Genomic DNA, 22,398 nt, shown 5'->3' with positions numbered 1-22,398 from the left:
TTTTCGTACTAAGAATTAGGTGAAGAAGCCAACTCCTATTTATTGTATACAAAAACAAATGGAAAGAAATTCCTTTTCTGAATCCGTCCATAAACTTACATTCGCAGCCCAAGAATTGATGCAATATGTTAGAGTATGTACAGGGCGTAAGTGCCAAATTGAATTTAAGGAGACAGGATGTTACCGCTGTGCTGGAGTTACTGGCTGAAGGTGCGACCATACCATTTATAGCGCGATACAGAAAGGATAAAACCGGTGCATTGGATGAGGTGCAGATACAGAATATACAGGATGAAGCGAATGCCCAAAAGGAGTTTGCCGATCGTAAAGCATTTATAGAGAAGACGATCACTGAGCAGGGTAAAATGACAGAAACATTGCAGGCAAAAATAGATGCCGCAACAACTGTTTCTGAATTGGAAGATCTTTATCTCCCCTACAAACCTAAGCGCAAAACCAAGGCACAAACAGCACGCGAAAATGGCCTGGAACCACTGGCCAACCTGCTGCTGGAGCAAAAGAATTTTGATATAACAGAGGCAGCAAAAGCTCACATAAACGAGCAGGTAAAAACAACCGATGAAGCGCTGCAAGGTGCTCGTGACATTATATCTGAAATGGTGAATGAACACGCAGAAGTGCGTGCTGGTATGCGCAGATTGTTTGAAAGTAAAGCGACTGTGCAAAGCAAGGTGCTGGCCGATAAGGAGCAGGAAGCCATTAAGTATAAAGACTACTATGAATTTTCTGAGCCTATTTCCAAGATACCATCGCACAGGCTGTTAGCCATTATGCGCGGGTTTATGGAAGGCGTGCTGCGCATGGCCATTTCTCCTGAAGAAGAGGACGCATTGGCACTGGCAGAGAAACATTTTATAACTGCACATAATGATGCTGCAGACCATGTAAAGAAAGCCGTTAGAGATTCGTGGAGAAGGTTGCTGTTGCCTAGTTTGGAAAGTGAATTCAGGATGTCGCTGAAGGTGAAGGCAGATGAAGAGGCGATCAATGTATTTGCCGAAAATCTGCGCCAATTATTATTGAGCTCACCATTAGGTAGTAAGCGTATATTGGCCATAGATCCGGGTTACAGAACGGGTTGTAAGATAGTATGTCTTGATGAACAAGGTACGCTGTTGAAGACAAGCCTTATCTATATACATGAGCCTAACAGACTACCGGAAGCAGAGCGAACAATCCGTAACCTGGTACAGACCTACAACCTGCAATCGGTAGCTATTGGTGATGGTACAGCAGGCAGAGAAACTGAAGGATTTATTAAGAAACTGAGTCTGGGCTTACCTGTATTCCTGGTGAATGAAGATGGTGCATCCATCTACTCAGCATCACCTATAGCACGTGAAGAATTTCCTGATGAAGATATAACAGTTCGCGGCGCAGTGAGTATTGGTCGCAGGCTGATGGACCCATTGGCAGAGTTGGTAAAGCTGGACCCAAAGAGTATAGGTGTAGGTCAGTACCAGCATGATGTGAACCAGGTAAGACTAAAGGAACGCCTTGACCAGACAGTGATCAGCTGCGTGAATACCGTGGGTGTGAACCTGAACACTGCCAGCAAACACTTGTTATCTTATGTGAGTGGAATAGGGCCATCTATAGCAGAGAACATAATTACTTACAGAAATGAGATAGGCAAGTTTACCAGTCGCAAGCAGTTGATGAAAGTGCCGCGCCTGGGTAATAAAGCCTTTGAACAGTGTGCAGGATTTTTACGCATTAAAGAAGGTGAAGACCCGCTGGATGCCAGCTCGGTGCACCCTGAAGCCTATGCGCTGATAGCGAAGATGGCGAAGGATATCAACGCAGATGTGAAGTCGCTTATAGGCAATGCTGAGCTGCTGAAGCAACTGGAACCGAAAAAATATATAACTCCTGAAATTGGCGAACATACCCTGCGTGATATCATCAACGAGCTGAAGAAACCGGGACTGGACCCACGTAGTGAAGTGCAGCAGTTTGAGTTTGCCGCTATCTACTCTATAGAGGATGTACACACAGGTATGATAGTGCCCGGTGTAGTTACCAACATCACCCGCTTTGGTGCATTTGTAGACATAGGTGTGAAGCAGGATGGACTGGTGCATGTATCGGAGATATCGCAGAAGTATATTACTGATCCTAACGAGGTGCTAAAACTGAATCAACAGGTAATGGTCAAGGTAACCGAGGTAGATGTACCCCGCAAACGTATAGCCTTGTCTATAAAGCAAACACAAGAGCCCATAGCAGGTGGAGGAAAAAGGCAGGGGCCTCCGGTACCTAAGCAACACAACAGTAAACCAAAAGAGGAAGCACCGGTAAGCATGAATGATGCGCTGAGTATGCTGAAGAACAGGTTTTCGAAGTAAGGATTTATAAAAATTGTTTTACACAGAGCTTTGACAACTTTTTAGAAAGTTGTCAAAGCTCTTTTGTTTGTGGAGTCTCAAAGAGAACGGTCAGATGGCAATCCCCTTCTTTTTATATCCGAAAACAACTTCTCTGGGAGACGCAAAATCTTGCGTCTCTACTAACGTGTTCTCTGAAATCAATTAACTTTATATCATGGATCTGGATGCGTTCCGAATAAAGGCTGGGATAGAGAAGGATGAGCTGGTAGGCTTTCTGAATGAGCTGGAGGAGCAGCTGCCTGCAAACTTACAGGAGCTTGTGGCAGAAGCTGATGCCGTAGCCTGGAAAGAGGTGCAATGCCTTGATTGTGCTGACTGTTGTAAGACCATGACACCAGCCTTTACGCATGATGATATTGTGCGTATTGCCACGCACATCCGCATGAAGCCTGCCACTTTTAAAGAAAAATGGCTGAAGCTGGAGCCAAAATCGGGACATTGGGTAAATGTTACCCAACCATGTCAGTTTCTGCTGGCCGATAACAAGTGTAGCATTTATGAGGTTCGCCCTGCCGATTGCGCTGAGTTTCCGCACCATGACAAAAAACCTTTTAACGAGTATAGCGATACTTTTAAGAAAAATGTGATGCACTGCCCAGCTACAAATGCGTTTGTGCGGAAAATGATGGAGATGTCTGAACTGTGATGGCAATGATTAAATGATAGACTGTGATCCAATTTGGAACAACCTGAATATTTTACATGTAGGCAAAACCATATTTAATACGCCTTATTCATTCAATATTTCTGTATTTTTTGTATCTTTCCAGCCGGTATGAGCGATCATACCTTTTTTATTGCCTGTTGTGGGCGCAATAAGTTATTTTTGTAATAAGTATGTATGCATTTTTAGAGGGTGAACTGGTATATAAGTCGCCATCGTTGTTATATCTGTCGGCGGGAGGAGTTGGGTATGAGGTGAATATTACGCTGCAAACCTATAGTCACATTGTAAACCTGGAAAAATGCAGGTTGTATACACACCTGCAGGTGCGCGAAGACGCATGGGTGCTGTATGGCTTTGCCGACGAGGAAGAGCGTGCCACATTCAGACAATTGCTGAACATAAATGGCGTAGGCGCTGCTACAGCACGTATCATTTTGTCGTCTTTGACCACCGATGAGCTGGAACGCGCCATTTTCCATGAAGATGCGAAAACACTAGAAAAAGTAAAAGGTATAGGCGCTAAAACAGCTCAACGTATCTTGCTTGAACTGAAAGGCAAGGTTTTACGCCAGAAAGATTCCACATCGTTATCCGCTCCAAAACACAATACAATACCTGAAGATGCGTTAATAGCTTTAGTCAATTTAGGTATAAGTAAAGCGATGGCCGAAAATGCCATTAAGAAAATAACTAATGCTTCTTCTTTGACTGTTGAAGAGCTGATCAAACAGGCGCTGCGCGTCTTGTAAAAACAAAAGGGACAAACTTGAAGGGGAAGCGTTTTTTTGGATATAAACTACTATGTTTCATAGCGTTAGCTGCAGTCATACTCAATGCTGCCGCTCACCCGCGCCATCCATTCCCTTTCTTTGTACCTGCTCCTGAAGACACCACTAAGAAACCTTCAGACACAGAGGATACCGCACACAAACTAAAATTCCCGATACATGATAAAACCGGCGACCCGAGAACTGACCTTGACAGGCCAAAATCTATAGACCTTCAAGACCCTAAGTCGGAAAAGAAAATGTTTGAATACGATCCGGATTCGAACAGGTATTACTACAATGACAAGATGGGTTCCATGTACAACAGGAATCCTACTTACATGAGTCTGGCAGAATATACAAAGTACAGGGCAAAAATGGATGATGATGCCTACTGGCAGCGCCGCCTCGATGCCATGATGCTGTTCAACAAAAAGCCTGAACTGCCGCAGATGTATAAGGATGGCTTGTTCGACCGCATATTTGGTAGTAACACCATCTCTGTAAAACCACAGGGAAATGTGGATGTGACCTTTGGTGGCAACTGGCAGAACATTAAGAACCCGACCCTTGTGCAGCGCGCACAGAAATACGGCATCTTCGACTTTGATATGCAGATGAACCTGAACCTGCTGGCAACTGTAGGTGATAAGTTGAAACTGAATATCAGCAATAATACCAAGGCTACTTTCGACTACCAGAATATGCAAAAGCTGGACTACAGCGGCAAGGAAGACGAAATGATCAAGAAGATAGAAGCAGGTAATGTAAGTTTCCCGCTGAAAAGTAACCTGATCAGCGGTGTACAGTCTTTGTTTGGTTTAAAGACACAGCTGCAATTTGGCCGCCTGTGGGTAACTGGTGTTGTATCGCAGCAAAAATCGCAGCGCAAGAGCCTTACCGTACAAGGCGGATCGCAGGCTCAGCAGTTCTCGATAAAGGCTGATGCTTATGAAGAAAATAAAGACTTCCTCCTTTCTCAATACTTTCACGACCGGTATAACCTTGCGCTGAAAGATTTTCCGGTGATCAATTCGCAGGTGCAGATCACCAAGATACAGGTATGGGTAACTAATCGTACAGGTGTGGTAAATGGTGTGCGTGACGTGGTATGTTTCCAGGATCTGGGTGAAGCTAATCCATATATGGCCTCTATGAATAATGGTGCGCCGGGTGTGCGTGACGGTGTGCCTGATAACGGAAGTAACAGACTATATACACAGTTACTACAGAGCCCTAATGGCCGCCAGCAGCGTTATGCATCTAATTCGGCAGTAGATCTTGGTCTTGAGTTGGGTAAAGATTTTGAGCGCACAACAGCCCGCCAGCTGGCAGCTACAGAGTACAACTTCAATCCACAACTGGGTTATATTATGCTGCACACGCAGATGAACCCTGATGATGTATTGGGTGTAGCCTACCGCTATACCTACAAGGGCAAAGTATACCAGGTGGGTGATTTTGCAGAAGATCTTCCTCCTGATACTACCAATCCTAAAGTACTTTATTTGAAATTGATGAAGGGAACATCTAACAGACCTTACCTGCCGGTATGGAAGCTGATGATGAAGAACGTTTATGCTTTGGGCGGTTTCGGATTGACCAAGGAGAACTTTACCCTTAATGTTATGTACCAGGATCCGGGTGGTGGGGACAAAAGGTATTTCCCAGAAGGCCCTAAGAAAGGTACTACATTCATCTCTTTATTAAACTTAGATCGACTCAACTCCCAAAATGAAGCCCAGCCCGATGGGGTCTTTGACTTTGTTGATGGGATAACCATCAACATGCAGCAGGGCAAGATCATCTTCCCTGTGTTGGAACCATTTGGTAATGACCTGTCTAATGCGGTAGATGCAACAGCTACGCCGATCATTAAGCGGCGTTATATATTCCAGGCGCTATATGACTCTACCAAAACAATAGCACAGCAGTTCCAGAGCCTGAACAGGTATGTACTGAAGGGTACTTACAAATCTTCTTCTTCTTCAGAAATATTCCTTGGTGGTTTCAACATACCTGCCGGTTCGGTAAGCGTAACCGCCGGTGGCACCAAGCTGGTGGAGAACCAGGATTATCAGATAGAGTATGGCCTTGGTCGATTGAAAATATTGAATACAGGTATACTTAGCTCAGGTGTGCCTATCAACATCTCCTACGAGGACAACTCTACGTTCGGTTTCCAGCAGCAGAACTTCATGGGTGCGCGTTTTGACTACTACATGAATAAGAAGCTCACATTGGGTGGTACTATCATGAGGCTGAACGAAAGGCCATTCACACAGAAAGTGTCATTTGGTGAAGACCCGATCAAGAATACAGTGATAGGACTTGACGCCAATTACCAGTCTGAGTCACCATTGATCACTCGTATAGTTGACAAGTTGCCTATCTACTCTACTACAGCACCATCATTTGTAAACATAAGCGGTGAAGTAGCAGGTATACTTCCTGGCCATCCTAAGCAGATCAATTCATTGGATCCCGAAGGAGCAGTATACATTGATGACTTTGAAGGAACGACCAGCAGTTATGATATGCGGTTCCCCGCACAGGCATGGTCTATAGCATCAACACCGTTTGGCGCTACCGATAAGGCAGGTAAGATCTTATTCCCCGAGGCATCTCTGAGCGACCAGCTGAAGTATGGTGAGAACAGGGCACGACTGGCTTGGTACTCAATAGAACCTACGTTGGTAGATCCGGGACAAGGCGTACCTGACTATGTGAAGAACGACAGCAACCAGCACTTTATAAGGTTGGTGCAGGTAAAGGATGTATTCCCCAACAGGCCTACACAATCATTGCAGACATCGCTCAGCACATTTGACCTGAGCTTCTTCCCTAAAGACAGAGGTCCTTACAACTTTGATGCAGTGCGTATAGATGACAGCGGCCACCTTACCAACCCGAAAAACAGGTGGGGTGGTATCATGCGCCCGATAGACAATACCGACTTTGAAGCATCGAACGTGCAGTATGTGCAGTTCTGGATGCTAAGTCCGTTTACACAAGGAGCGAGAACAGGTGGATCATTATTTCTTAACCTCGGTTCGGTATCAGAAGATGTGCTGAAAGACTCAAGAATGTCTTTTGAGAATGGTGTGCCCTACCCGTTTGATCAGCAAAAAGTAGATACTACCATATGGGGATATGTACCGAGATTCCAGCAACAGATAACCCGTGCATTTGATAATGACCCGTCTGCAAGAGCAGCGCAGGACGTAGGTTATGATGAAATGGACAATGGCAGAGAAGCCACCCAGTTCAAGAACTTCTTAAACACACTAAGAGCGAGACTAGGCGCTTCTAACCCGGCATACCTTAAAGTGTCTTTAGATCCTGCGAGTGATGATTACAAATACTACAGAGGCAGTGACTATGACAATGCCAAGACAGGCATATTAGGGCGATATAAAGGCTTTAATAATCCCGAGGGTAACTCTCCGGTTACGGACCCTAACTCGGCATATGCCACATCGGCAACTACTATACCTGAGTCGGAAGACATCAACAGGGATAATACACTGAACGAAGCTGAGAACTACTACCAATACCGCCTGGATCTTGACCCTAACAATATGCGTGTAGGTAATAACTACATCATCAGCGAACAGGTAAGTAAGGTAAAATTGCCTAACGGGCAGGAAGCCAGCGAAACATGGTATCAGTTCAAAGTTCCGATCAGGAATTATGACCGTGTTGTTGGTGGTATATCCGACTTCCGTTCTATCCGTTTCCTGCGTATGTTCCTGAGCGGTTGGGAAGACAGTACGGTTATGCGTTTCGCATCGCTGGAACTGGGCCGCAGCCAATGGCGTACCTACAATTATTCGTTGACAACTCCGGGTGAAAACCAGCCGCAGCAGAACGCGTCAAGTACAGACTTCTCTGTTACTTCTGTGAGCATTGAAGAGAATGCATCGCGCTACCCTATCCCTTACGTTATTCCTCCGGGCGTGCAACGCCAGTTAACCACAGGGCAGCAGGGAACTACCCTTGCATTGAATGAGCAATCAATATCTTTGAAGGCATGTGCACTACAGGATGGTGATGCAAGAGGCGTATTTAAAGAAGTGAATGTGGACATGCGCCAGTTTACTTACCTGCGTATGTTTATCCATGCGGAATCGCAGGTAGGACAGGCACCTATAAAGGATGCAGATATCAGTTCGTTCATCCGTATAGGTGCAGACTTTACCGGCAACTATTATGAGTATCGCATGCCACTGGCAGTAACCCAGCCGGGTAGTGCAATGTCTGATGTCATATGGCCCGCAGCCAATGAAATGAACCTGACACTTCAGGATCTTGTTGAAGCAAAGAAAGAACGTGATGCCAAGAACCTGCCTACTTACATACCTTACTATACAACCGACAGCAAAGGCAATACCATAGTAGTATTGGGTAACCCTAATATAGGTGGTGCTAAAAATATGATGTTGGGTATTGTTAACCCAAAGAAGAGCAACCAGACACCCGGCGACGACGGTATAGCCAAATGTGTGGAAGTATGGTTTGATGAAATGAGAATGGCGGGCACTAAAGATCAGCCGGGTTATGCAGCTGCCGGTAAGGTATCTGTACAGATGGCCGACCTCGGTAGCGTTAACCTGTCGGGCAGTATGCACACACAGGGCTATGGCAACATAGACCAGAAGATAGGTCAGCGCTCGCAGGATGATTACTACCAGTACAACGTTTCTACCAACCTTAACCTTGGTAAGTTAGCGCCACGTAAGCTGGGTCTTCAATTGCCATTCTACGCGGGTTATACTCAGAATGTGACCACTCCTAAATACAACCCTTACAACCAGGATGTGTTACTTTCTGATGCGATGAACTCGGCCGGCAATGCGGCTAAGTCTGATTCCATCAAAAAGGCATCTCAGGACTTCACATCTATTACCAGTCTCAACTTTACCAATGTGCGCATCAACGGCTCACCCGGTGGTAAGGGCATACGTATGCCATGGAGCATTAAGAACTTCGACTTCACTTACTCATACAATAACCAATTCAAGCACAATGCACTTATTGCACTTGATAATATCAACACGCAGAAACTGGGCGTAGGCTATACCTATAGCATAAAGACAAAATCATTTGAGCCGTTCAAGAAAATGATCAAGTCTAAGTCTAAATGGTATGGATTGATAAGGGATTTCAATATCAACCCGCTGCCATCTAATTTTTCTGTGCGTAATGAACTGAACAGGTTAGTGGAAGAGACAAGAGTACGAGACCTCAATGACGGATCAGGCTTCCAGAGCCCTGCTACGTTCTATAAGAACTTTAACTGGACGAGAGTATACAATACAAGATGGGAGATAACCAAGTCGCTGTCGGTAGATTATACCGCTACCAACGTATCGCGGATTGACGAACCATATGGCAGGATCGATAGCAAAGAAAAGAGAGATTCTGTTATCAGATTGGTATCAAGGTTCGGTCACAACACATCTTACACACAAACATTCAACAGCTCTTACACAGCGCCACTGAGCAAGCTACCGGCTACAGATTGGATGAATGTGCGCATGAGCTACTCAGCCAACTATACGTGGACAGGCGCTGCGCCGGTGGCGTATGAACTGGGTAATACCATTGGCAATACCAATACTAAAACTATATCGGGCGACCTTGACTTCAACAAGCTATATAGCAAATGGAGATGGATGAGAGCACTGAACGTACCGAACAAAAAGGGCGTTAATGGCAAAGGACCAAAAGAACCACCTAAGAGTGAAATACCAACACCTAGCGGCAAACCTGATGGTGGTGCACCAAAGATCAGTGACCTGAGGAAAGATGGCAAGCAATTACCGGGCAGCATTATACAGGGCGATGTAGATGACATGGGTGGTGCGGCAGGCGGCGGTGCTGGCAATGGCACATCTGCACCGGGCGGCAATACTACAGGCACCAATGGTCAGACAAACGGCAGTGGCAGCGCAAATGGCGGTGGCACACCAGGCAATACAGGCACAACAGGGGCAGGTGGTACATCGGGTGGTACAAACCCTACCAACCCTACAGGCACTAATCCTAACGGAGGCAACACAGGTGGGGGTAATGGCACGAGCACCAATGGTAGTGGCGGCACAAGCGGCACCTCCAATAATGGTGGTGGATCTACAGGCGGCAGCAACACAGGCGGAGGCAATACAGGCAATCCTAACGGTGGTGGTCCAAAGGGTGGCGTAAAAGGATCGGGAGCTTCCGTTACTCCACCTAATGGCGGCAATAACGGCGGCAACAATGGGAATGGCGGCGGCGGTGGCAACACAGGCGGCAATGGCAATCCACCAACGGTAAAGACACCTCCTGCCGGCCCTCCGAATATTTACCAGAATGTAAATACCACCGGCATGACCGATCAACAGCTGGATTCATTGGTAAGTTTGCAGGACTCTGTAGACAGGGCGTTTTACAAGGCTGAGAAATTAAAGAAAAAGAAAGCGCGCAAAGCAGCACGCAAGGCAAGAAGAGCTAAGCTACCTGAACTATCTGTACCGGTAAAAATAGGTGGTCACATATTGACCATGCTTACCCGAGTATCAGTAAACTATACAGAGAATGCAGGGACCGTATTACCTGGCTACCTGGATAGTACGCGCTTTATGGGTGTAAATAACTACTCAGCAGCACCGGGATGGAACTATGTATATGGCTACCAGCCTACAAGCACATGGCTGGAACAAAAGGCGAGTGAAGGCAAACTAACCCGCGACTCGCTTTTCAACGCACAGCTACAGCAGACCTATTCTCAGAACCTGAGTGCCACCGCTACATTGGTGCCATTCAAGGATTTCAGGGTAGACCTGTCATTGACCAAAACATTCAGTAAATCGCATAGCGAGTTGTTTAAAGACACAGGTACAGGTACGTTCGTACACTTTAATCCATACGAAAATGGATCATTCAATATCAGTTACATTGCTGTGAAGACGATCTTCAAGAACACCGGTGTGTACTCTGATGTATATAATCAGTTCCTGTCGGGCAGAGAAACCATATCACAAAGGTTAGGTGCGAGCAACCCTTATACCAATGGCATTCCTGACCCTTCTAATCCGAAGTATAACAAGGGATATACTGAGTTCTCACAAGATGTACTTGTACCGTCGTTCATAGCCGCTTACACCGGCAATTCTGCCAGTACACAGCCATTACTAGACTATAAGCATACGAACATAAAGGACAATCCATTTAAGTACCTGATACCAATGCCAAACTGGAAGGTGACCTACAATGGCCTGAGCAAGTATCCGTTCTTCGCCAAGTACCTCAACAACCTGAACATAACACATGCCTACACCGGTAGCATGTCTATGAACGGTTATAACTCATCATTACTGTTTACAGATCTTTACGGTTTGGGCTTCCCGTCGTTCATTGACTCCAATTCACACAACTATGTTCCGTTCTTCCAGGTGCCTAACGTTACTATACAGCAGTCTTTCAATCCGCTGATAGGTATAGACCTGGCACTGAAGAATAACCTGACTGCGAAGTTCGAGTTGAGAAAATCTAAGACCATGAGCCTTAGCCTTATCGACTACCAGGTGAGTGAGAATGCGAGCACCGAATATGTGATAGGATTTGGATTCCGGAAGAAAGGCATTAAACTACCATTCCAGGTGTTTGGTATCACCAAGCTTAAAAACGAGTTGATCTTTAAAATGGATATTGGTCTGAGGGATGATAAGAACAGTAACACCTTCCTTGCGAATAACATAAGTGTTACCTCGCGCGGGCAACAGGTGTTGCGTGTATCGCCATCGGTAGACTATGCGGTGAACAATAAGTTGACATTGCACTTCTATTTCGATCGTCAGCAGACCATACCATACGTTTCTACATCATACCCTACCACCAATACCAAGGCCGGATTAACATTGCGCTTCATATTCGGAAACTAGAATTAAAATGCCAAGGATAAAACTACTGTATGCGCTGATGATAGCGGGGATTGCCATGTGCCTTGCGCAGATATGGTGGCCACACTATTATCTTACAGGAGATGGGCCTTGCCACTTATATAATGCAAAAGTACTGCATGATATGTGGCACGGCACTGATGTGGCATTCTACAGTAGGTTTTACGTTATCAACTACAACCCCAATCCCAATTGGCTATCTAACATACTGCTGGGCATACCCATGTATTTTACCAATGGGCCGGTTGCTGAAAAGCTGTTCCTTACGCTGTATGCAGGATTGGTGGTTGGCGGCTTCTATCTGCTCATAAAAAAGGTGAGTGGTTCCAGTTCTTACTGGATCACGGTTATCTTCCTGTTTGTGTTCCACCATACTTTGGCCAAAGGCTTCTACAACTTTTCATTCAGCACGGCCCTATGGTTCTGGATGGTGTGGAGCTGGATGAGATTCATAGACAAAAAGAATACCCTCAATACGCTGGTCTTCTTTCTTTTTGCAGGCCTCTCCTTCTTTACGCAGCTATTGCCGTTCGTCTTTGCTGTTGCCACCTGCTTCGGCCTTATCGTATCTTACTCTCTAACGCGTGAGCAAGGCTTGAAACAATCATCGCTCAACTATTTCATACAGAATACGATAACACTGGGCATACTCACTGCCCCATTTGTTGCGCTGATGATCCGGTTCACCGAAAATGAAGGTGGCACGCACATTACACTGCATCACCACTTTTACAGGCTGGTAGAATTAGTACAATTCAAGTACGGTATCAATGCAGTGGAAAATGAATCGTTTCTTACAGCATTGTGCGGCATGACGCTGGCGGCATTGCTGATCACAGCAGTTGTCTTCAGGATAAAGGATAAAATAGCGGTGAACAAGTATGACGGCTTCTTCTACAGCCTCATCTTCATCCTTTTCATCTACCTGTTCTTTCCGGAGAATTTTATGCAACGGGATATCCTCATCAGCATGCGGGCACAACTTTTCATTCTCATTCTGGCGGGCATATGTATCGCTTACACGCTCCCTCAGCAAATAAAGAATGCGGGTGGACTTATACTCTTCTTTTGTTTTGCTGGCCTTACAATGGTACGTATGAACTATATGAATAAGGCCTCTGATGCCGCTGAAGATTACAACTCTGTTGCTGCACACATCAGGCCTTATTCACTGGTACTACCGCTGGATTTTGCACCCGAAGGCAAGGACAGAAATAATAAAACAATCGCCGATCGCAACTACCTGTTCACACATGCACTGCACTATGCCGGTTGCGAAAAGCCATTGATACTGCTCGATAACTATGAAGCAAATGCAGGCTACTTCCCACTGCAATGGAAATACAAGGTCAATCCTTACGCCCACCTTTCTAAAGATAATGGCATTGAAGGCCAGCCACCAGGTGCAGACATAGAAGCCTATGTAAACGTATCTCACATACCTATTGACTACATAGTAACCTGGTGCTATGACGCAAAAGCCTTACAAAATAAGCGCTACAGCGAACTGGATAGCCAGATGAAAAGAATGTATCACGAAGTCTACACCAGCCCTTCTAAACGGACGGTGCTCTATGAAAGGAATAAGTAGCAGCAATTAATTAGTGGCATAACTCTGCGGCAACGGATACCCCAGTTCGTACATAATATTCTCCAGGTCAACCTCTTCTTCGGGATGATACTTCCTGTTGAGGTTCATACCATTTACCAATGCCCACGACTGCCACTTTACTGCTGTAAGTGGATTCTTAACATCACCTACGATCTTATAAATATTCAGGTTGGTCTGCCTGGCTATCAGTTTAACTAACAACGCACCCTGTGTCACATTCAGAGATTTTACCTTATCCTCAAACTGGTTCTTCATCTCGCTCTGCTTTTCCGCAATAAACTTTTTCAGCTCATGGCGGGATACTGCCGGATCTTCTTCCTTCGCGTTGATCTCTTTAAATAAAGCAGTTGCTGCATTGACATAAGGCAAAACTGTCTTTACATAAAACTTCTTTTGGTTGTAGTGATACCTTTCCGTGTCATTGGTCCACCTGCTCTTTATACTCACCTCCTGCAACTGGCCTGCGTACAATGTATCTACCGGCGATGACGATTGTGCGTACAAATCACCATAACTAAAACCTAACACACTCATTATCAATACTATTAGCCTTTTCATACAATCTGTAATGCAATATGCGTACCTAAATATCCATCAATTGTCTCTTTAACATTATTTTTAGGAAAAATAAAAATTAACAAATAAACGCTTGGTATTTCAAAAAATAGTTCGACATTTATAACGGGTATATTTTTCATAAGGTGTAAATAAGGCTTCAGTTCTCTGGAGTCTTATTTTTTTTATGCCTGCCCTAAAATCTTTTACCAAAAAATAATAAATATTTGTTTTTTATTTCAAAATTTTTACCGAAATTTATATCGGGTATATTTTTCATAAGGTGTAAATAAGACTTCAGTTCTCTGAGGTCTTATTTTTTTTGCCCCTACGCCATACCCTTCCCCATATTCAGGGTTTTCCCCCACAAATAATCTTAGCTAAACAATTGCCACGTCTTCTATATCTGCCATGTGTATCATAGCTTTGCTGCCATATGGAAATTGTTTGCACTGCCGAAGAACAAAGCATCTTTGATACGGTGAGTAAGGCAGCAACAGGAATGAACATCAGTTGCTACCTTATAGGGGGCTTCGTGCGCGATAAACTATTGGGCAGACCGACTAAGGACGCAGATATTGTATGTACAGGAGATGGAATTGCATTGGCACATGCTGTTGCGGATCTGCTGCACCCCAGGCCGCAGGTCAACTTCTTTAAGAATTTCGGAACAGCCCATTTCAGGTATCACGATTTTGATGTGGAGTTTGTAGGGGCACGCAAAGAATCTTACAGGGCAGAATCGAGAAAGCCGGATGTAGAAGCCGGAACTATAGAGGACGACCAGCTAAGGCGCGACTTCACCATCAATGCGATGGCCATAAGCCTTAACGCAGAAGATTACGGGAAACTGACCGATCCTTTCAATGGACTCGAAGACCTGAAGAATAAACTGATCAGGACGCCATTGGGTCCGGACGTAACTTTCTCTGATGATCCGCTGCGCATGATGCGTGCCATACGTTTTGCCACACAGCTCAACTTTGACATTCTCCCTGAGGCGTTCATATCCATTTCCCGCAATGCGGAAAGGATCAAGATCATATCGCAGGAAAGAATTACCGACGAACTGAATAAGATAATGGCAGCTCCCAAGCCCTCTATTGGACTTGACCTGTTATACAGAAGCGGATTGCTCCAGCATTTCTTTCCACAGATGGTAGCACTATCGGGTGTAGAGATAATAGAAGGTAAGGGACATAAGGATAATTTTTACCACACCCTGCAGGTAATTGATAATACAGCGGCAAAAAGCGACGACCTGTGGTTGCGCTGGGCTGCCCTGCTGCACGACATAGGGAAGCCTGCCACCAAGCGATTTGAAGAAGGCCACGGCTGGACATTTCACGGCCACGAGGTGGTAGGTGAGCGTATGACACCCAAGATATTCAAGCAGCTGAAATTGCCGTTGAATGAAAAGATGAAGTATGTAGCCAAACTGGTAGCATTACATCTTCGCCCTATAAGCCTTACCAAAGAAGACATTACAGACTCTGCCATGCGCAGGTTGCTGTTTGATGCCGGTGAAGACCTGGAAGATCTGATGATCTTATGCGAAAGTGATATCACTTCTAAAAACCAGGCGAAAGTAAAACGCTACCTCGCCAACTTTGAGCTGGTGAAAGAAAGGCTCATAGCAGTTGAAGAAAGTGATAAAGTAAGAAACTGGCAGCCACCTATATCCGGAGATGAGATCATGGCCCTGTTTGATCTTACACCATCGCGCGAAGTAGGCATACTCAAGACAACGATAAGAGAGGCCATATTAGATGGCGTGATCCCCAATACCTACGAAGCAGCCCACGAACTGTTGATAAATAAAGCCAGAGAATTAAAAATAATACCCGCATAGTAATGAACAACCGTCAATTATTTCAGCAGCACCTTGCACCAACATCACCGGCACCGGTAGGTCTGGAGATCACGTCAGCATCAGGCAATTACCTGTATGGTGTTGATGGCAAGGCATACCTCGATATTATTGGCGGCATCAGCGTATGTAATATTGGCCACTGTCACCCGGCCGTAGTGAAAGCAATACAAGATCAATCGCAGCAGTACCTGCATATAATGGTGTATGGAGAACTCGTGCAGAGCCCGCAGGTAAAATATGCACAGGCGCTGGCCGCTCACCTTCCTGCCAATCTTGATTGTGTATACTTCACCAATTCAGGATCAGAGGCTACTGACGGTGCGCTGAAACTTGCCAGAAGATATACCGGTCGCACTGATGTTATCTGCTGCAACAATAGCTACCATGGCCATACCATAGGCGCACTCAGCGTAATGGGCGATGAATACTGGCGCAATGCATTTCGCCCATTGTTACCTGGAGTATGGCACTATGATTATAATGCTGATAAACTGATAAATGCTATCAACGAACAAACATCGTGCGTGATAGTGGAGACCATACAAGCCGAAGCCGGCGTAATTACACCAAAAGACAACTGGCTGCAAAGATTGCGTACAAAGTGCACCGAGATGGGGGCACTCCTGATATTTGATGAGATACAATGCGGGTTTGGCCGCACAGGTAAGTTATGGGGTTTTGAACACTACAATGTAATACCTGATATTGTTTTGCTGGGTAAGGCACTGGGTGGTGGAATGCCGTTGGGTGCATTCATTTCTTCTAACCAGATCATGACATCACTGAGCGCAGATCCTGTGCTGGGACATATCAGCACCTTTGGCGGACATCCGGTATGTTGCGCCGCAGGTATGGCCAGCTTGCAGGCACTCGATGATGAACATATTGTGGAGCAGGTAGCTAATAAAGAGCAGCTATTTCTTGCCCTACTGAAACACCCGGCTATAAAAGAGGTGAGAAGCGCTGGCTTACTTATGGCTGTTGATCTGGATAATGCTGAGCATGTTCAGGAAACATTACATCGCTGCCTGGACAAGGGGCTATTCTCCGATTGGTTCCTGTTTGCACCGGGATGTATCCGAATAGCACCACCACTTACCATTACTGAAGAGGAAATAGAAAAGGCTTGTGCCATATTACTTTCTTGTTTGTAGACAGCAGTTACTGTACACTTCCTCCCACAGAGGCAGACGTTGACCCCGCAGAAACATGATTACCTGAAGCCTTACAGGCCGGCACATTGGTTATATTATCCACTCTTGTTTCCGCTATTACCCGTATCCTACTTTCCAGGTAATCTCCGAAGTATAACTCGCCGGAGGTTCCGAACGTAAGGAATGTGGTCTTGCCGATCATAGCATTCCCTGCTATTCCGCTATCTCCAGATGCCCCTTGTGTACCATTACCGGTTATTGTAGCAATAGTACCAGTTGTATCTACTTTACGTATCCTGAAATTGCCATTGTCGGCAATGAAAATATTTCCTTTATTGTCTACAGCGACAGCCGATGGGTAGCTTAGTTGTGATCTGGTTGCTGCCGCGCCTTCGCCGTTATAACCCGAAACACCTGTACCGGCAACTGTGCTGATAATACCTTGCTTATTTACCTTGCGGATGCTGTGGTTAAAACAATCGGATATAAATAGATTGCCGTCTTTGTCAAATGCAATACTGGTAGGTTGGTTCAATTTTGCAGCTATAGCCTTGCCCCCATCTCCACTATAACCACCTGTACCCGTACCCGCGCCAAAGCCATTGCCAGCATAGGCGTAGATAAATCCCTTAGCATCTACTTTCCTTACACTGTTATTGTCGCAGTCGGCAATGTATAAGTTGCCGTCTTTATCCATAGCTAATGCTCCGGGAGCTTGTAACTGGCAGGTGATCGCTTCGCAGCCATTACCGCTGAATCCGCTTGTATAATCGCCCACTATGTTAGTCAATATCCCATTCTTATCAATTTTGCGAACGCAGTTATTATCACGCTCAGAAAAGTAAACGTTCCCGTCTTTATCTACTACAATACCCGATGGTTTGCCAAGGTTAGCATCAATTGCCCTCCTGCCATCTTTGGTAAAGCCATGCTGCCCTGTTCCTGCAATGGTAATTATAATGCCTTCTTTGGTTATTTTACGTACCCTGTTGCCATTGTAGTCTGCTTCATACAGATTACCCTCATTGTCGGTAGCCGAGGCTACAGGGCCATCTAATTTAGCTTCAGTAGCCTTCACTCCTTCTCCGTTGTATCCAACCTTACCCGACCCCGCAAATGTATTGATGATCTGTTGTGCCAACAGCTGGTTACCTGTGCCTATCAGCAACAGTGAAAGTACTCCCCACAAAATCCGACGCAACCGCATATTGTTCATAACCGCTTATTTTTCCTCATTCACAATGAATTCCATCTATCACAGTATAAAAATACTACAGCAGTTAGCAGTTAAGGGAATATTGTTCACCAACGGTCGGAAAAGTTCATGAACGGTAATTCTGGGGGTGTCAGGCATAAAAAAACAGGCGGGAGATCCCGCCTGTTCCAAATATTATTTTAAGTCTATTAATACAAAGTAAGCTGGTAAACGTGCACACCAACATTCAGCTGAGCGAAATTGTCGCAGGTGCCTGCCGGGCCATTGTTACCTAATGCATAGTTCAACACGCGGGTATCACCGTTAAATCCGGTAACATTCACAACGCCTGACTCAGCGAAATCGCAGTCCAATGCAAATTTCAATGGTGTCTGGATGTCGAAAGTGAACAGGTGGCCATTTTCTCTTACCAAAGTAGTGTTACCTGAAATAGAATAAACATCATCATTCCTGTCGCCTGTAGCATAACCGGTTATCCATTTGCGGGTCAAAGAACCCTTCCAGGTAACATATTTGTTAGGCGTAGTGGTCATCGTGTCATCAACCTTTACATTGTAGTACCAGTTACCAACAACTGTAGTATCTATACGTGTTACCTTGGTATTACCCGACAGGCGGATGTTGTTGACATAATAGTCATCATACTTAATAGTATGAATAATGTTAGGTGAAGTGTACTGTCCATTGTAAGTAACAATGATATTACCTCTGCGGTTCTTACCATCAAGACACATACAATTTTCATTACCAAAACGAATAGTAAGTACGTGAGGAGTGCTAACAGTATCAATAGCCACTATAGCGCATGTACCAAAAGTATTGGTAGTCTTCATGTATACGCCATTGTAGAAATTACCGGCTGCATCTGCAATAGATATCGCGTCATTGCTCAGCCACTCAATCCTCGAAGCATCAGAAGCATAGCCACCCGCGTCATCATCGTCAGTAAGAGGATTTGAATCTGTTTTCTTACATCCGCCTATAGCGAATATGGCGAAAACCAATAGAAAAGCTCCCCTTTTAAGTATCGTACTGTAGTGCATAGATATCATTTATTATCTGCCTGAATTGTAAGCATTAAATCTAAAAATCCCGCTAATATACTAAATATAACGGAATACAAAATAGTGCTTTGGATGAATACGTCCAAAACCACACGGCAATTATTAATAATTATTTATTTAATGTAACCCATATCTTGTCGGCATCCTGCTTGCGCAGACTAAGATAATAGCCGGCTATCTGTATGGCCATAGGGTCGCCAAGGGGAGCGATCATCTCTACCCACACCGGCTCACCGGGTATACAACCCATCTCCATAAGCGTCAGCTGGAACTCACTTTCATCATGGCTGTGTATAACCGCCTTTGTTCCGGCGTGCAATTGAGACAACCTTATTGTCTTACCCTCCTCCACTATCATGGTGCAAAGTTACAGGTAATTTCAAATCTGTTGCCTTTCCGCAGCATGAGTTATGTCATGCCAATACCACATAATATCCTGTTTTACAGCATTTGTTTTCGTTGCACCCATGTATTTTCTTAATTTCGCGTCCTTGCAACCGGAAGTACTATACATGCAGCGGGCCATAGAACTGGCACAAAGAGGTAAGGGATACACAAGTCCTAACCCCATGGTAGGCGCTGTGCTGGTAAGCGATGGGCGTATTATAGGCGAAGGTTGGCACCATGTATATGGTCAGGCACATGCCGAGGTAGATTGCCTGAATAATGTAGCGGAAGCCGATAAACACCTTATACCTGGCAGCACCATGTACGTAACGCTGGAACCTTGTGCACACACCGGCAAAACGCCCCCCTGCGCCACCAGGCTGGTAGCGGAAAAGGTGGGCAAGGTGGTCATAGCCAATAGAGACCCTTTTGAACTGGTAAGCGGCCGAGGCATAGATATACTCAAAAACGCAGGAATAGAAGTGGTAACGGGTTTATGCGAAGCGGAAGGCTTGTGGGTAAACCGGCGCTTTTTCTGTTTCCATCAGCAGCAGAGACCATATATCATTCTAAAATGGGCGCAACCTACCGACAGCTTTATAGCCCCGGCAGACAAGAGCAGATTCCAGATAACGAATAGCCATAGCAACCAATTGGTACATAAGTGGCGCACCGAAGAGGCCGCTATAATGGTGGGTGCTACCACCGCAGTCAATGACAATCCGCAACTTACCGCAAGGTTATGGACTGGCAAGCAACCATTGAGGATAGCCATTTCTAAAAATGCAACTATACCTGCCACACACCACTTGTTCGATGACTCAGCCGAAACCTGGATCATCAATGAACAGACGGAGGGAACAAGAGGCAATGTTCGCTTCATTAAGTTACCCTTTGGCGAACAATTATTAAATGACCTCCTAGCCCTGCTTCATCAGCAAAAGATCACATCGCTGATAGTAGAAGGTGGCGCAAAGCTGCTGAACAGCTTTATTGATGCCGGCCTTTGGGATGAAGCCAGGATATTTACAGGAGACAAACAATTAGGAACGGGATTGATAGCTCCACAATTAACCAACAGCTCCAAAGCATTCTCTACCAATCTTAGTGACGATCGTTTAGAAGCCTTTGTCAACAAACAAAGCCCTTATCCTTACATCAAAGGGATGGAATTATAAAAACAGTGCTAATCGCTTTACCTTTCACCGAGTACATCAACCGCTTTTTACTTTTAAGTTTTTACTTTTTATTTTTCAACACATGCTTTATCTCGTTATCACCATTTTACTCAACGTACTCATCTCTGCCATATTTAAGGTATTACCTCGGTATAAGATAGACACACTGCAGGCCATTGTAGTTAACTACTGTGTGTGCGTTATCACAGGCAGTTTGTTCCTGGGTCATATGCCTTTCCAGGCAAGCCACGTTACGCAACAATGGTTCCCGTGGACCTTCCTTATGGGTGCTGCATTCATATCTATCTTCAACCTCATTGGCTATTGCACCAAGGTAGATGGTATCACCACTGCTACTATTGCCAACAAACTATCACTGGTAATACCCGTTACCATAGCCATTGTGTTCTTTCATGAAGCCGCCGGGATCTGGAAAATAATAGGTATTGCATTGGCACTACCGGCAGTATACCTTACTACACGTGTAAAGGAAGAAAACGGTAAAACGCCAAGTCTTATGTGGCCGCTATTATTGTTTATAGGCAGTGGCTTACTGGATGCCCTGGTCAACTATGCACAGCATACTTTCCTTGATACGCCTGAAGTGCAGGCAACATTCACCATCTATTGCTTTGGCGTAGCTGCGTGTTTTGGTATCATCATCGTTATCATTATGCTGCTCATGAAAAAGATGCAGCTACACTGGCGTAACCTTGTAGCCGGCATCTGCATAGGCGTACCCAATTACTTCTCTATCTACTTCCTTATCCGCTCTATCAACTGCGGAGTAATGCAAAGCTCAGCTACTATACCGGTCTTGAATATAGGCACACTGGTTGCTTCATCTCTGGCCGCAATATTCATTTTCAGGGAGAAGGCCAATGCACAGCGTATAATAGGATTGGTGCTATCTATCATAGCTATATTGTTGATCGCAGCGGGAGGAATGATATGACACCGGATAAATACACTACTATAAGTACACCTGGCACGGGCGACTTCAGAGATAGGGGCAGTAAATTCCTGGCGTTCAGCTATCCTGTGTTTACACAGCAGGAAATAAAAGATAAACTGCAGATGCTGAAGAAGCTGCACCCAAAGGCCAACCATCATTGTGTGGCATGGCGACTGGGCACAGATGGCAGTCAGTACCGGGCAACTGACGATGGCGAACCATCGGGCAGTGCAGGCAAACCAATGCTGGGGCAGATAGACAGCCTTGGACTGACCAATGTACTGGTAGTAGTAGTTCGCTATTTCGGCGGCTCTTTACTCGGTGTACCCGGACTGATCAATGCCTACAAAACAGCCACAGCATTGTCTTTAGAGAACTTACCACGTGTGGAAAAATGGATAGAAGGCTTGTATGAGCTCAACTTCGACTATCCGTCTATGGGTGAAGTTTTGTACCTGCTGAAACAATGTGAAGCAACAATCTACCAGCAAGACCTTCAACTATTTTGCACCATAAAAGCAGGCATACCTCGTCCGCAAATTACCACCTACGTTGCTAAGCTGGAAGAGATAAGAGGGGTTACGGTAAAACCACAATCATAGACCTACCTTTACAG

The 22,398-nt window shown here is 45.2% G+C and carries 14 protein-coding genes; 10 read left to right on the top strand and 4 right to left on the bottom strand.

The genetic code is table 11. From position 1 onward, the window contains the following. Positions 1–125 precede the first annotated feature (125 nt). The 5 genes from CJD36_RS13585 to CJD36_RS13565 all read left to right on the top strand — a co-directional run bounded on the left by CJD36_RS13585 (position 126) and on the right by CJD36_RS13565 (position 13,379). Complete coding sequence (locus CJD36_RS13585) at positions 126–2,369, top strand: Tex family protein (RefSeq protein ID WP_105039723.1); 2,244 nt, start codon at positions 126–128, stop codon at positions 2,367–2,369. A 196-nt stretch (positions 2,370–2,565) separates the two neighbouring features. Then, positions 2,566–3,057 carry a YkgJ family cysteine cluster protein gene (locus tag CJD36_RS13580; RefSeq protein ID WP_105039722.1) on the top strand — a complete coding sequence of 164 codons (492 nt, stop codon included), beginning with the start codon at positions 2,566–2,568 and terminating at the stop codon, positions 3,055–3,057. 191 nt (positions 3,058–3,248) lie between these two features. Further along, positions 3,249–3,827, top strand: coding sequence for a Holliday junction branch migration protein RuvA (gene ruvA / locus CJD36_RS13575; RefSeq protein ID WP_105039721.1), 579 nt, complete (start codon positions 3,249–3,251; stop codon positions 3,825–3,827). A 17-nt stretch (positions 3,828–3,844) separates the two neighbouring features. Further along, positions 3,845–11,770 carry a T9SS outer membrane translocon Sov/SprA gene (gene sov, locus CJD36_RS13570; RefSeq protein ID WP_105039720.1) on the top strand — a complete coding sequence of 2,642 codons (7,926 nt, stop codon included), beginning with the start codon at positions 3,845–3,847 and terminating at the stop codon, positions 11,768–11,770. Positions 11,771–11,777: 7 nt separating this feature from the next. After that, positions 11,778–13,379: a hypothetical protein gene (locus CJD36_RS13565; protein ID WP_105039719.1), complete on the top strand. Its 1,602-nt coding sequence runs from the start codon at positions 11,778–11,780 to the stop codon at positions 13,377–13,379. A 6-nt stretch (positions 13,380–13,385) separates the two neighbouring features. On the opposite strand, the gene CJD36_RS13560 is transcribed toward CJD36_RS13565, so the two are convergent. Next, positions 13,386–13,958, bottom strand: coding sequence for a DUF4294 domain-containing protein (locus CJD36_RS13560; RefSeq protein WP_105039718.1), 573 nt, complete (start codon positions 13,956–13,958; stop codon positions 13,386–13,388). Between the two features lie 433 nt (positions 13,959–14,391). On the opposite strand from CJD36_RS13560, the gene CJD36_RS13555 reads away from it, so the two are divergent. Together CJD36_RS13555 and CJD36_RS13550 are read left to right on the top strand one after the other, a co-directional pair. Beyond that, the gene (locus CJD36_RS13555) at positions 14,392–15,807 is read left to right on the top strand and encodes a CCA tRNA nucleotidyltransferase (protein ID WP_105039717.1); all 1,416 of its coding nucleotides are present in this window, start codon (positions 14,392–14,394) and stop codon (positions 15,805–15,807) included. A 2-nt stretch (positions 15,808–15,809) separates the two neighbouring features. Next, the gene (locus CJD36_RS13550; RefSeq protein WP_105039716.1) at positions 15,810–16,982 is read left to right on the top strand and encodes an aspartate aminotransferase family protein; all 1,173 of its coding nucleotides are present in this window, start codon (positions 15,810–15,812) and stop codon (positions 16,980–16,982) included. Between the two features lie 7 nt (positions 16,983–16,989). Here the strand turns inward: CJD36_RS13550 and CJD36_RS13545 are convergent, their stop codons facing one another. The 3 genes from CJD36_RS13545 to CJD36_RS13535 all read right to left on the bottom strand — a co-directional run bounded on the left by CJD36_RS13545 (position 16,990) and on the right by CJD36_RS13535 (position 19,620). After that, positions 16,990–18,198, bottom strand: a complete 1,209-nt coding sequence (locus CJD36_RS13545; protein ID WP_105039715.1) for an NHL domain-containing protein — start codon at positions 18,196–18,198, stop codon at positions 16,990–16,992. Positions 18,199–18,386: 188 nt separating this feature from the next. Next, a complete protein-coding gene (locus tag CJD36_RS13540; protein WP_133162642.1) occupies positions 18,387–19,241 on the bottom strand; it encodes a hypothetical protein in 855 nt (284 codons plus the stop codon). Positions 19,242–19,371: 130 nt separating this feature from the next. Further along, positions 19,372–19,620 carry a FeoA family protein gene (locus CJD36_RS13535; RefSeq protein ID WP_105039713.1) on the bottom strand — a complete coding sequence of 83 codons (249 nt, stop codon included), beginning with the start codon at positions 19,618–19,620 and terminating at the stop codon, positions 19,372–19,374. Positions 19,621–19,753: 133 nt separating this feature from the next. On the opposite strand from CJD36_RS13535, the gene ribD reads away from it, so the two are divergent. The 3 genes from ribD to CJD36_RS13520 all read left to right on the top strand — a co-directional run bounded on the left by ribD (position 19,754) and on the right by CJD36_RS13520 (position 22,384). Continuing rightward, the gene (gene ribD, locus CJD36_RS13530) at positions 19,754–20,827 is read left to right on the top strand and encodes a bifunctional diaminohydroxyphosphoribosylaminopyrimidine deaminase/5-amino-6-(5-phosphoribosylamino)uracil reductase RibD (RefSeq protein WP_161499312.1); all 1,074 of its coding nucleotides are present in this window, start codon (positions 19,754–19,756) and stop codon (positions 20,825–20,827) included. A gap of 82 nt (positions 20,828–20,909) precedes the next feature. Continuing rightward, positions 20,910–21,782, top strand: coding sequence for a DMT family transporter (locus CJD36_RS13525; RefSeq protein ID WP_105039711.1), 873 nt, complete (start codon positions 20,910–20,912; stop codon positions 21,780–21,782). Then, on the top strand, positions 21,779–22,384 hold the full coding sequence (locus CJD36_RS13520; protein ID WP_105039710.1) for an IMPACT family protein: 606 nt from the start codon (positions 21,779–21,781) through the stop codon (positions 22,382–22,384). Before CJD36_RS13525 ends, CJD36_RS13520 begins: the two co-directional genes overlap by 4 nt. The last annotated feature ends 14 nt before the right edge of the window (positions 22,385–22,398 follow it).

The organism is Flavipsychrobacter stenotrophus, assembly GCF_002954265.1.
In the GTDB taxonomy this organism is placed as follows: Bacteria; Bacteroidota; Bacteroidia; order Chitinophagales; family Chitinophagaceae; genus Flavipsychrobacter; species Flavipsychrobacter stenotrophus.
Note: the sequence above shows the minus strand (reverse complement) of the source record. Positions and strands in the feature narration are given on the sequence as shown.